Raw genomic sequence first — 12,891 nt, forward strand, 5'->3', positions numbered from 1 at the left:
CGCGTCCGCTTAAAAATACGCGGACACCATCGCCCTTAATGCTGGAGTTCGGAAGGTGACTTGGCTGGACGCTTACGTTTATCCATGTTCAGGGGGGTGGCATATCGGGGAGCCGTCGCTGTATGCCGTGCTCTCCGAATAGGGGCGGGTTCCTCTGCGGCCAATCTTCGGCTGGTCGTTATGCCTGTACGCCTGCAGGTCTAGGTCGAGGAACCATTGCGGACTTTGGGGAAGATCAAACGGAATACGGTGAAGCTGCCTGGCAGGCTACTGACCTCGACCGTGCCCTGATGCAGGCTCATGATCGAGCGAACAATTGCCAGGCCCAGCCCTGTCCCACCTTCGGCACGAGAGCGGCTGGTATCGACGCGGTAGAAGCGTTCGAACAAATGAGGGATGTGCTGTGCGGGGATGCCAATCCCCGGGTTTCCCACCGAGAACGACACGGTTTCGCTGTGCTTCTCGATCAGCAGCGAGATGTTTGCGCCAATGGGGCTGTGCCGAATCGCATTGGACAAGAGGTTTGAAATGGCGCGCTGTACCATCAGCCGATCACCGAAGGTTCGGCCGGCCCCGGAAATGCTCAGGCTGATCTGTTTCTCTTCAGCGGAGATGCTGAACAGATCCACAACGCGTCTTGCCTCGTCCTCCAGTGCAATCTTCTCGAAGGGAACCAGGGATGCGGGGTGGCTGACTTGAGCGAGAAACAGCATGTCGGACACGATTCGGGTGACGCGCTGCAGCTCTTCTGTGCAGCATTCCAGTACGGCTTTGTACTCCTCAGGTGGACGCTCTCTTGAGAGCGTTACCTGCGCTTTACCCATCAGGTTGGTGATAGGTGAGCGCAACTCATGGGCCAGGTCATCAGAGAACTGCGATAGCTGCTGAACGCCACCATCAAGACGATGCAGCATGAAGTTGATGCCGTGGGCCAGCGCGCTGAGTTCTTGTGGAAGTTTGTCGACGGAAATCCGATGGGTCAGATCCTGCGTGGATATCAGCGATGCAACCTGGCGAAATTGCCGGAGCGGAGAAAGGCCCCGTTGTACAATCCACCATGCGCCCATGCCAATTAGCGCCAGAAGAAGAGGGAGCGCGATCAACGTTGACTTGAGGTAGGCACTGAGCAGTGCTTCGTCGGCAGATCGAACAATTGAGAGTAAGACCCTGACGTGGTCGCCGTCGTTGAGCAGCATCACCTTGGATGCGGTCAGGAAGTTGTTTCCCTCAGCATCCGACCAGCTTTGGTAAATAGGGGTATCGCCTGCTGGTATGTTGGCAAGAATGGGCTCCCTGGATTTCTCACCCAGATTCAGGAGTAATTTGGTGCCTGACTTTTTCCCGTAGATCGTCAGGTGCAGATTGTCATGCCCCATGACCAGATCCAGCAGCTCGTGAGGTTGCTGGGCAATTGCATGTGCGCTCATGTCTTCGGCGAGATTGTGCTGAATCTGCTCAAGTTTGCCGTCAAGACTCTGCTTGGCCAACGAGTCCAGCTCATGGGTAAGCGCGAAGTAGGCGAGTGCTGCTAGCAGAACAACCAGTGCCGCCCCCATCACGCTGACCGACAGGCCAAGGCGCATGGATAGACTGGTCGGCTTCATGCACGTTCCTCAAGCACGTACCCGACACCCCTAAGGGTGTGGATCAGTTTGTTATCGAACGGGTCATCAATTTTGGCGCGCAGCCTGCGGATGGAGACTTCGACGACGTTGGTATCGCAGTCAAAATTCATATCCCAGACCAGCGAAATGATCTGGGTGCGCGATAGCACTTCCCCAGAGCGGCGCATCAGTAGGTGCAGCAACGCAAACTCTTTGGTGGTCAGATCGATACGCTGCTCGCCACGGAACGCGCGGTGCCTCGCCGGATCAAGCTCAAGGTCGGCTACCCGCAGCACTTCCGGTACCGGAATTTGTTCGCTTCGCCGTAGCAACGTACGAATTCGCGCAAGTAATTCAGGGAACTCAAACGGTTTGACTAAATAATCATCCGCGCCCAAATCCAGGCCTTTAATTTTATCCACTAAGCGGCCGCGCGCGGTCAGCATTATTACGCGAGTACTGCTGTTGCTGCGTATATGCTCAAGCACACCCCAGCCATCAATTTCTGGAAGGTTTACATCAAGCACTACCAAATCGTAAGCGTGTTGCCTAAAAAGATGGAGGCCGTCAACTCCCGTGGCAGCCTTATCAACTACATAGCCACTTTCGCTTAAGCCTTGGTGTAAGTACTCAGCAGTCTTGGGCTCGTCCTCGACAATAAGGATTCGCATAAATATTCACCTTAAAATATGCGGCCAGTATTTTTAGATATTTTTTTGTTATGGCTGCGGAGTGGTTTTAATTCTTTCATCGGCGGTCACGGATATGACCTACGGCTTTTCAGGTTGCTCCAAGGCTAAAGCCTGAAGCGGCTTTAGGGTCAAGCTGTAATGCCTATTTCGCATGGCTCAAAGGGGTTAAGCGACAACATGTCGCAGTACTTGTCCTTATCCAAAACACCCAACTTTTGACTGGCAGGGCTGCCCGGGGGCGCTACCCGCGAGGCAACCGCTATTTAACTGTGTTTGTTTCTAGTTGTTGCTGGGCGCTAAATTGCCTGCTCTCTTGAGCGCTGCCAATACTAATACAGGCCTACTTGGAAAAGTGCTGGATAACGTATTTGTAATTTTCCAGTCACCTTGCTGATAGGCATGGAGCACTATATTCTGCCGGGAATTGGCTTTCTACTTATTTTCCCAAGCGATAATCCTCGATATCCCTCGGGATTAATAAATATAAAGGCCTTCATTATATTCCAGCAGAGCTAGTTCTGTGGAGGACTTTAAGTGCATGTAAAAACAATGGCCGGACATGGAGTTGGAATAGGTAAATTCTGTGTATTTTCAGGGCTACTGGCTGCATTGTTAATTGCTCCAGTTCCAACAACTGCTGCCGAATCAACAAGGCAGTCAATAACGATTGATGAGGCGTTTGCGCAAGCGCTCACTGAGAACCAGGAGTTCGCTGCAGCACAATGGAATACTGGCATTGCCGAAGGCGCTCGTACTCAGGCTGGGCTCATCCCAAATCCTGAGCTGTCCTGGAGCGTTGAGGACACGCGTAGTGAGTCGCGCGTCACCAGCATTCAGGTATCTCAGCCAATTGAGCTGGGCGGCAAGCGTAGCGCGCGTATTGATGTGTCTGAGCGTGATCAGGACGCGGTGGCGATTGATCTGGAGCGTAAGAAAAACATCTTGCGCGCTGAGGTTATCCAGGCCTTTTACTCAGCGCTGCGTGCCCAGGAAGGACTGCAGCTTTCCACACAGTCGTTAGACCTTGCCCGTCGCGGACTTCAGGTGGTCGAAGGGCGCGTAAAGGCCGGCAAGGCTTCGCCAATCGAAATTTCGCGTGCTCAGGTGCAGCTTTCGGAAATTCAACTGGAGCTGAATCGCGCACGCCTCAATCAAAGCAATGCCTACAAGCAACTGGCGCTCATAACGGGTGCCAAGACACCGAACTTCGCGCATGTCGAGGGTGATCTTGAGCGCCTGCCGTACCTGCCGTCGCAGGCTGAGATGCTTGCACGCATAACAGATACAGCGGACCTACGGCTGGCCAACACGCAAATCCAGCGTGCCGAGTCTTCCTTGGAACTCGAAAAGTCGCAGCGCATTCCAGACCTCACCGTCAGCGTTGGCAGCCAGTACGACGAAGGGCTTGGCGAGCGCGTCAATTTGCTCGGCTTGTCGATGCCTATTCCGTTGTTCAACCGCAACCAAGGCAATGTGCTGGCCGCTGCTCAAGGAGCTGACCAAGCGCGGGATTTGCGCAATGCCGCAGAGCTCCGCCTGCGCGCGGAAGCCCAGCAGGCATTTGAGCAGTGGGAAAGCGCTAGAAGTGAAGTCGACTCGATCAGCGGCACACTGCTGCCGACCGCGCAGCAAGCAGTAGAGGGCGCAGTACGTGGATTCGAGATGGGCAAGTTTGCCTTTATCGATGTACTCGATGCTCAGCGCACCCTCGTAAGCATGCGCTCCCAATACCTGAATACCCTGGATGAAGCTATTTCGGCCTGGGTGAGCTTGGAGAAGATTTACGGCTCCCAACTCAACATCGAATTCAAAAAATAAGCATCTCTCACACCTACATAACGCCTTAGATGGTCGCGTCATGCGACATGAAGCCTCGCCTGCTTTCCTGGCGGCTGCATGTTTATTGAGCGCGTTTAGTCGCCGCCTGGGCATGAGTCAAATTCAATACTTTTGATAATTTGGAGTTACCAATGGCATCAACAACTCCCAGAAAGCAGTGGCTGATGATTGTGGCTGTTGTCGTCATCGGTTTAGCCGTGGCGGGTCTGATTCTAAGTGGTAGCCCTGGTAAGTCCGGGGAGGAAGGCCATGGCCATGATGAGAGTCATGAGGATGTATCGGCTCACGCAGATCCCGAGCACCACGGGGAGGCTTCGGCCGACGAGCATGAAGAGGCCGATGAGCATGCAGATAAAGAGCACCATGAAACTGTAGAACCCACCAAGGGCGAGCATGGCGGCAAGCTTTTCACCGAGGGTGATTATGCACTTGAAGTGACGATTTTTGAGGAGGGCGTAGAGCCTCAGTTCAGGCTCTATACCTACCTGGACGGTAAGCTTTTAAATCCTACTGAAAGCACGGTACAGGTGACCTTGTTGCGTCTTGGCCAACCTGCGCAAATCATCAATTTCAGCAAAGAGAATGACTACCTACGTGGCGATGCCGCGGTTGTAGAGCCGCATTCATTCCAGGTTTCCATCAGCGCCAAGCACAGTGGCAAGAGCTATTCGTTCGGTTACGAGCAGGTTGAGGGCCGCGTGACGATGACGGATGCGCAGCTTGAGCAGGGTGGCGTCACGCTCGCCACTGCTGGTCCAGCGAAAATCGCCTCCACGCTGCAAGTGCTCGGCGAGGTTCGTTACAACGGTGACCGCACGGTTCAGGTGACCCCGCAACTTGCCGGGCGCGTCGACTCGGTGGCGGTTAGTGCTGGCGATACGGTCAGCAAGGGTCAGGTATTGGCCAAAATCTCCAGCCAGGCGCTGGCCGAACTGCGTGGCGAGCTAATGGCCGCCCAGCAACGCTCTGCGCTTGCCCGCACGACCTATGCACGTGAAAAGCAATTGTGGGAAGAGAAGATTTCCGCCGAGCAGGACTTCCTGCAGGCGCAAGTTGCCATGCAGGAAGCTGCTATCGCAGTGCAGCGCGTCCAGCAACAAATCGCTTCGCTGGGCGGTGCCCCGGCCAAAGGCCAGAATCTCACCGAATTCGAGATTCGTGCCCCTATCGATGGCGTGATAACCAGCAAAAGCATCTCTGTTGGTGAAGTACTCAAAGAGGACTCCGCAGTCTTTACCGTCTCGGATTTGTCGACCGTATGGGTGGACTCAACCGTCGCGGCGAAAGACTTGGGCGTAATCGCCGAAGGGCAAAACGTTGTCGTGAGCTCCAGCGCATTCGCCGCCACGGCTAAGGGCTCCATTTCCTATGTCAGCGCTCTGGTTGGGGCGCAAACCCGCTCGGCGACTGCTCGCATCGTGCTAGCCAACCCAGATCGGATATGGCGGCCTGGTTTGCCAGTGACGGTCGAGGTGATTGCCCAGGAGAACGACGTTCCCGTTGCAGTAGCGGTCGAAGCGATCCAGACCGTTCGCGATTGGCAGGTAGTGTTCGGCCGCTTCGATAACCAGCTAGAAGCTCGGCCTCTTGAGCTGGGCAAATCCGACGGCCACTTCGTCGAGGTTATCTCGGGTCTGAAGGCGGGCGATCGATACGCGCTGAAGAACAGCTTCCTGATCAAAGCTGAGCTTGGCAAAGCCGGCGCGAGCCATGACCACTAATTCGGAGTCGAGCTATGAAACAAGTTACAGCTATTTTTCGTCCGATCCGGCTTGAAGCCGTCGAGCAAGCGCTGTACGCACTGCCGCATCTACCAGGATTCACCATCCTGCCAGCCCATGGTCATCCGCGTGGTCACGGCAAGGATCATGGATATATCGCAGACGAATGGAATCCAGACGCCCATCAGCATCTCGTGCTGCTGGCGTTCTGCTCCGATGAGGTTGCCGATGAGATCGTCCATGCCATCGAGAAGGCCGCCCACACAGGTGTTCCCGGTGATGGAATCGTCGCCGTGGCCCCTTTGACCGACGCATTGCGCATCCGTACTGGAGAGCGCGGTGATGCTGCGCTTTAGGGGAAATTGACATGTACGAACGATTAATTCGCTTCGCCATCGACCAGCGCTGGCTAGTCTTGCTGGCTGTGCTCGGCATGGCGGCGTTGGGTGTTTACAGCTACCAGAAGTTGCCGATTGATGCGGTTCCCGACATCACCAACGTGCAGGTGCAGATCAATACCGAGGCAAAGGGCTACTCGCCACTGGAAACTGAGCAACGCGTGACCTTTCCGATTGAATCGGTAATGGCTGGGCTGCCCAACTTACAGGAAACGCGTTCAATCTCACGCTACGGGTTGTCGCAGGTCACCGTCATTTTCGAAGACGGCACAGACATCTACTTCGCTCGTCAGTTGGTGAATGAGCGGATACAGGAAGCGCGTAGCAATCTACCCAGTGATCTGTCGCCGAGCATGGGGCCAATCGCTTCTGGTCTGGGCGAGATCTACATGTGGACCATCGAGGCGCAAGACGGTGCGAAGAAGCCGGATGGCAGCGCCTATACTCCGATGGATTTGCGTGAGATTCAGGACTGGATCGTCAAGCCGCAACTGCGAACCGTCAAAGGTGTTACCGAGATCAACACCATTGGCGGTTATGCCAAGGAGTTCCAGGTTTCACCCAAGCCGGAGCGCCTGGTCGCACATGGCCTCAGCCTGCAGGACATTGTGGTTGCGTTGGAGAGCAATAATGCCAACGTTGGTGCGGGCTACATCGAACGCAGCGGCGAGCAGTACCTGATCCGCGCTCCGGGACAAGTCGGCAATATCGCTGACATCGCCAACATCATCATCAAGAACACCGATGGTGTTCCTGTGCGCATCGGTGATGTGGCCGAGGTTGGCCTGGGTAAGGAGCTGCGCACCGGGGCCGCTACTGAGAACGGCCAGGAGGTGGTGCTCGGCACTGCCTTTATGTTGATTGGTGAGAACAGCCGCTATGTATCGCAGGCTGTCGACCAGCGCATAAAGGAGATCAATCGCAACCTGCCGAAAGGAGTCATAGCGAAGACGGTCTATGACCGCACTGTATTGGTCGATAAGGCCATCAATACGGTGAAGAAGAATCTGATCGAAGGCGCTCTGCTGGTTATCGCTATCCTGTTCCTGTTCCTGGGTAACATTCGGGCGGCCCTCATCACCGCAATGGTGATTCCGCTGTCGATGCTGTTCACCTTTACGGGCATGGTCAGCAACAAGGTCAGCGCGAACCTGATGAGCCTTGGCGCACTCGATTTCGGCATCATCATCGATGGTGCCGTGGTGATCGTAGAGAACTGCGTGCGTCGTTTGGCTCACGCCCAGGCCGCAGCAGGCCGAACGTTGACCCGTAATGAGCGCTTCCATGAGGTGTTCGCGGCGTCGAAGGAGGCGCGTCGTCCACTGCTGTTCGGCCAACTGATCATTATGGTGGTGTACCTGCCGATATTTGCGCTCACCGGCGTGGAAGGCAAGATGTTCCACCCAATGGCGTTCACCGTGGTGACAGCCCTGTTCGGAGCCATGATCCTCTCGGTGACATTCGTCCCGGCAGCTGTTGCACTGTTCCTCAATGGCAACGTCAGTGAAAAAGAAAATCGGCTAATGGCCTGGGTCAAGCAAGGCTACGCGCCGTTGCTAGATTGGGTCATGGTCAGCAAGCCGTTAGTGCTGACCATTGCGACAGTCATCATGGTGCTTTCTGGTTTAGCTGCTTCGCGGATGGGCAGTGAGTTCGTGCCGAGCCTGGATGAGGGCGATATCGCTTTGCATGCCCTGCGTATTCCTGGCACTAGCCTTTCGCAAGCAATTGAAATGCAGGTGCAACTCGAACAACGAATCAAATCCTTTGCCGAGGTTGATACGGTGTTCGCCAAGCTTGGAACTGCTGAAGTCGCAACCGATCCAATGCCGCCGAACGTGGCGGACAACTTTGTCATGCTAAAGCCGCGCGACCAGTGGCCCGATCCTGATCGCAGCAAAGCCGATTTGGTTGCGGCGATGCAGGAGGCGGTTGAACAGGTTTCCGGCAACAACTATGAGTTCACTCAGCCCATTCAGATGCGCTTCAACGAGCTGATCTCCGGCGTACGCAGTGACGTCGCAGTGAAAGTGTTTGGCGATGACATGGATGTGATGAACGAGACCGCCGAGCAAATCGCTGAGGTGCTGGAGGGTATTCCAGGAGCAGCTGATGTGAAGGTCGAACAGACCACCGGTCTGCCGATGCTCAGCGTACAAATCGACCGTGAGAAAGCCGCACGATTCGGTTTGAATGTCTCGGAGATTCAGGACGCCATTTCCACCGCCATCGGCGGGCGCGAGGCGGGTGCACTGTTTGAAGGTGACCGGCGTTTCGATATCCAAGTTCGCCTGGCGGACGAGTGGCGCAATGATGTCGACAAGATCCAGCAGCTACCTATTCGTCTGGCCAATGGCGATGGGTTGGATGGCCCAGGGTTTGTGCGCTTGGCTGATGTGGCGAGTGTGGTGTCCGCACCGGGGCCGAACCAGATCAGCCGTGAAAGTGGCAAGCGCCGCGTGGTGGTCACCGCTAACGTTCGCGGTCGCGATATCGGCTCATTTGTCGCCGAGGCCGAGAGCAAGATCGCCCAGGCGGTTAGCGTCCCTACAGGCTACTGGACGACCTGGGGCGGCACCTTCGAGCAGCTTCAGTCGGCGGCCAAGCGCCTGCAGATTGTCGTACCGGTCTCATTGCTGCTGGTGTTCACACTGCTCTTTATGATGTTCGGCAATGTCAAAGATGGCCTGCTGGTGTTCACCGGCGTGCCCTTCGCGCTGACAGGCGGGATCATGGCCTTGTGGCTGCGAGATATTCCGCTCTCGATCTCCGCGGGCGTGGGTTTCATTGCTTTGTCGGGCGTGGCGGTGCTCAACGGCCTGGTAATGATTTCCTTCATTCGCAGTTTGCGTGAGAACGGCATGGGGCTGGACGAGGCCATCCGCGAAGGCGCATTGACGCGCCTACGGCCAGTGCTGATGACTGCTTTGGTGGCGTCTCTGGGCTTTATTCCAATGGCCACTGCCATCGGTACGGGCGCGGAAGTTCAGCGCCCTCTGGCGACGGTAGTGATTGGCGGAATTCTGTCCTCAACAGCGCTGACGCTGCTGGTTTTGCCATTGCTCTACCGCTTGGCCCATCGTCTGCGCTAAGTTCACAGCGCTATTCGTTTGCAACTGAAAAGCCCCGCTCTTGAGCGGGGCTTTTTGCTTACCGTAAATACCGCTCAATGTGGGCGGTGACTGTGCCGTGACGTCCTCAGCGGCTTTTTTTACGCCAGATGAGAATCGGCACTGCCCGGATGTAGACAAGTTCACCCACCAACTCAACCAGTGTCTGGGTGATGACCGCTGCGGCTGCAAGCCCTCGTATTTCTTCAGGTAATGCCAGGGCCAGCGGAAGAACCACCAACGAGTTACGTGTGGCGGTACTGAAAGTAACCGCTCTCGCCGTCGAGGCGGGCAGTTTATAAGCTTTTGAAGCGAGTGCGCCCACTACGGGGGCCAAAAGCATGAAACCGATATACACCGGGATCACCGGTAAAAGCTGGTCGATATCACGTACCACTGGCGAGATTTGCGACCCAACCACCGCAATGAGAACTGCCGCCATCGCAGGGACTGGCATCCATGCCCATACGGTGTTCCAGCGACCTACGATCCGCGAGCGCTTAGCCAAGGCTGCTGTAGCCACCGCGAGCAATAAAGGCACGACAATCAGTGCGAGAAAGGCTTCAGCGAAAGGCGCTATCGAGATAACGACTTGGGATTGCTCCCCTAGCATAAAAGCCAAATACACAGGCAACAGCACAAGTTGCAACAGCAAGAGGATGGGGGTTGCTGCAAGAATCGCACGCGAGTCGCCTCTGCCTATGTGCGTAAATACCACCACGTAGTCGATACAGGGAGTGAGCAAAACCAGAAGAGCGCCGATTAGTACTGCCGGGTGTTCTGCGAGCCCTCTGGTTAGTGCCCACACCAACAGTGGAATCAGTACAAAATTGGCGATCAGCAAGGCAGACATGAAGCGTTTGTTGCTAAGACTCTCGCGGAAATCAAGAAAGGGGATTTGCAGGAACATCGCGTACATCAGCACGGCGATAGTCGGGGTCACTAATGCGTTCAGGCTCTGCGTAGCTGCAGGAGCTATTAACCCACCGATTGCCGCTGCAATGACCGCAACGAAATAGATCGGTATCTGGTTTTGTTCAAGCGCATCCCTACTCATAGCATCCTCAAGGAGTAAAAACTTCAGCTTACATGAGGTAGCGGAGAGCGCGGCGATACTCTTGGATGGCCTGAATCATGAAAAATTGAGATGGGCACGGCGTCTAGCTATTGAGTAGGTATCTGCTGACGGTGCAAGGGCGCGGTATTCAAATGACACCGTGTTCTAGCATCGGGGTGATAGCCAGTGCCTTTGCAGATATCAGGCAGATCAATCTAAAGGCCTGCACCGGTATCATTTTGCCCTTCTTGCTACACGCTGACAGCGATGGCTTGTTGCAGACATGAATGACTTGCGGAAGAGTAGAGTTAGTTTTCTAGCTTGGAGGTTTAAACTCCCAGTGAGTCTTTTTTATTAAAGATTAAATAAAAAAAGCGCCCCGAAGGGCGCTTAGGGTACACCTCTTTCCAAAGGAGCTCGGGAGCTTCTAGAGGTGAACATCGTTCGGAAGTGGGCGGTTAGTCAGCGTTGGTTTCTTTTTTAATATCGGTATTGGCCCGATTTTGGTTGCTGGTCTTAACCTTTAGTTCGTCCGCCGGTTTGGCAGAAGGCTCAGTTCCGTGAATTCGTTTTTGATCTGCTCGAAATTTTTCCTGAGCTTTCATTGAGCGATCATAGCCATCTTCTGCATAAGTCTGTGTGGAGCCGACAAGAAGTACCGATCCAATAACTAGAGCTTTCAACATCTTCATAAGGCAGGCCTCGTAAAATTCAATTAGTAGCTTGTCGAGGTTCATGGACAAGTTCTGCAAGTTCGAGTGAATTTTACGGGGGTGAAGCTAACAGCAGCGTGAGCTCAACATTACATTCTTGAAATCTAATAACTATCTATCTTGTTATGCATGAGCGGGCAGGGCTTTTAGAGCCCGCCCGCCCATCCATTTTTAGAGCACGCTCAGTGGGTACTCGACGATCAGACGAACCTCGTCCAGATCCGACTCGTAATCCGTTGCGCGGGTAGTCATCTGGCGAACGCGGAAGGACATATCTTTCAGCGAGCCAGCTTGTACGACGTACTTGGCTTCGATGTTGCGCTCCCAGCGCTTCTGGTCGGTCAGCGGATTACCATCGGCATCACGACGCATATACACATTGTTGGCGTCGGAGTAGTCCGCATCTGTACCCAGCGCATAGCGCGTCATGAAGGTCAGTCCAGGAACGCCATAGCTGGCCATATCTAGGTCGTAGCGCAGCATCCAGGACTTCTCTTTCGGCGAGTTGAAGTCGCTGTACTGAATAGAGTTGTCGAGGAAGATGGAATCAGACTGGCGCAGGTAGTCGAAATCATCGTCGCCGTTGTTGCGCTGGTGCGACAGGGCAACGCTGTGTGCACCGAACTGCACACCCACTTTGCCGCTGTAAATGTCGTTATCGAACTCACCCAGCAGCTGCTGGCCGTCATCGACAGCTTTGTAGTAGTTCAAACCACCGAACAAGGAAACACTGTCGGTCAGCGGGTAGGTGAAGGACGTACCGGCATAGTGCTGCTTCCAAGCATCCTTGAGTTGGCTGCTATAGAGACTAAAGCTCAGGTTGTCATTTAGCGAATAGTCACCGCCGAAATAGGCAACCCATGGCGACGCGACAGAGCCCGCATAGAAGGTTGCGAATTCATCACGCATGGTGCTGACCTGCGGCTGGCTCATGGCATGCAGGCGGCCACCCTGAAGGGTCAAACCATCAAAGCTGGTGTTCTCAACCGTAACGCCGCGAAAGCTTTCCGGTAGCAGGCGGGAGTCACCGTAGTGAACCACCGGAGTCATGGGGAACACATCACCCACTTTGACAACGGTGTCGAATAGCCGGGCTTTTACTGCACCACCCACTTTGGAGTAGTTATCTTCAGCTTCACCATCACTATTTACCGGCAGCAGATTAACAGTACCACCTGGGCCATATCGACCATCCCCGGTATCCAGTTTAAGGCCGAGCATGGCGAAGGCATCAATACCAAAGCCTACGGTGCCTTGGGTAAAGCCCGACTCGAACTGGCCAATGATGCCGTGTGCCCAAGCTTCAGTATAACCATTGTCAGTGTTGCTCGACTGACCTTTACGAAAGTCACGGTTCATGTAGAAGTTACGGTTGAGAATATTGAAACTGCTACCTTCTACAAAACCTTCGGCTTGCTCTTCTGCGGCCGCCATGAGCGGAGCTGCACTGACAATCGCCGAAAATACTGCAAGGGATAGTTTGGTTTTATTAAGCATTTATTGCTCCTTTATATTGGCAGTTATTAGTCTAGTTTTCGCCATGGCGTTCTTATAGGTATTGCACCCTCAAGCGCTCTGCGCCTTTGGGGAGCTGAGCCCTATCCTTGCAAGCTGAAGATAACTTGAAGATGATTGGAAAATTACAATTCTGTAATCTTCACAAGGCGGCAATAAAAGTTGGGCGGCCGCGAAAACTGAGTGCAACACCTGACCTTTCCGGTACGGTGCTGCCCCTATGTCCTATTCCGAACTCAGCG

Annotated in this window: 9 protein-coding genes; 4 read left to right on the forward strand and 5 right to left on the reverse strand. The window is 54.5% G+C overall.

What is annotated here, in order from left to right:
• Positions 1–200: 200 nt before the first annotated feature.
• Both N1078_RS18675 and N1078_RS18680 read right to left on the reverse strand, forming a co-directional pair.
• Entirely contained in the window at positions 201–1,604 is a 1,404-nt protein-coding gene (locus N1078_RS18675) for a heavy metal sensor histidine kinase (protein ID WP_274089596.1), read from the reverse strand.
• Complete coding sequence (locus tag N1078_RS18680; protein ID WP_274089597.1) at positions 1,601–2,275, reverse strand: heavy metal response regulator transcription factor; 675 nt, start codon at positions 2,273–2,275, stop codon at positions 1,601–1,603. Before N1078_RS18680 ends, N1078_RS18675 begins: the two co-directional genes overlap by 4 nt.
• Positions 2,276–2,845: 570 nt before the next feature.
• Here N1078_RS18680 and N1078_RS18685 point away from each other — a divergent pair.
• The 4 genes from N1078_RS18685 to N1078_RS18700 all read left to right on the forward strand — a co-directional run bounded on the left by N1078_RS18685 (position 2,846) and on the right by N1078_RS18700 (position 9,346).
• On the forward strand, positions 2,846–4,114 hold the full coding sequence (locus N1078_RS18685; protein WP_090256272.1) for a TolC family protein: 1,269 nt from the start codon (positions 2,846–2,848) through the stop codon (positions 4,112–4,114).
• Positions 4,115–4,266: 152 nt separating this feature from the next.
• Entirely contained in the window at positions 4,267–5,856 is a 1,590-nt protein-coding gene (locus N1078_RS18690; RefSeq protein ID WP_143003858.1) for an efflux RND transporter periplasmic adaptor subunit, read from the forward strand.
• Between the two features lie 14 nt (positions 5,857–5,870).
• Positions 5,871–6,212 (forward strand): P-II family nitrogen regulator, encoded by a 342-nt coding sequence (locus tag N1078_RS18695; RefSeq protein ID WP_170050707.1) that lies wholly within the window; start codon positions 5,871–5,873, stop codon positions 6,210–6,212.
• An 11-nt stretch (positions 6,213–6,223) separates the two neighbouring features.
• The gene (locus tag N1078_RS18700; RefSeq protein ID WP_090256270.1) at positions 6,224–9,346 is read left to right on the forward strand and encodes an efflux RND transporter permease subunit; all 3,123 of its coding nucleotides are present in this window, start codon (positions 6,224–6,226) and stop codon (positions 9,344–9,346) included.
• A gap of 106 nt (positions 9,347–9,452) precedes the next feature.
• On the opposite strand, the gene N1078_RS18705 is transcribed toward N1078_RS18700, so the two are convergent.
• The 3 genes from N1078_RS18705 to N1078_RS18715 all read right to left on the reverse strand — a co-directional run bounded on the left by N1078_RS18705 (position 9,453) and on the right by N1078_RS18715 (position 12,631).
• Complete coding sequence (locus N1078_RS18705) at positions 9,453–10,421, reverse strand: arsenic resistance protein (RefSeq protein ID WP_167143944.1); 969 nt, start codon at positions 10,419–10,421, stop codon at positions 9,453–9,455.
• 458 nt (positions 10,422–10,879) lie between these two features.
• A complete protein-coding gene (locus N1078_RS18710) occupies positions 10,880–11,158 on the reverse strand; it encodes a hypothetical protein (RefSeq protein ID WP_241693742.1) in 279 nt (92 codons plus the stop codon).
• A gap of 147 nt (positions 11,159–11,305) precedes the next feature.
• Positions 11,306–12,631: an OprD family porin gene (locus N1078_RS18715; RefSeq protein ID WP_167143947.1), complete on the reverse strand. Its 1,326-nt coding sequence runs from the start codon at positions 12,629–12,631 to the stop codon at positions 11,306–11,308.
• Positions 12,632–12,891 lie beyond the last annotated feature (260 nt).

This window comes from Pseudomonas sp. MIL19 (genome assembly GCF_028680365.1).
Lineage (GTDB): Bacteria > Pseudomonadota > Gammaproteobacteria > Pseudomonadales > Pseudomonadaceae > Aquipseudomonas > Aquipseudomonas spirodelae.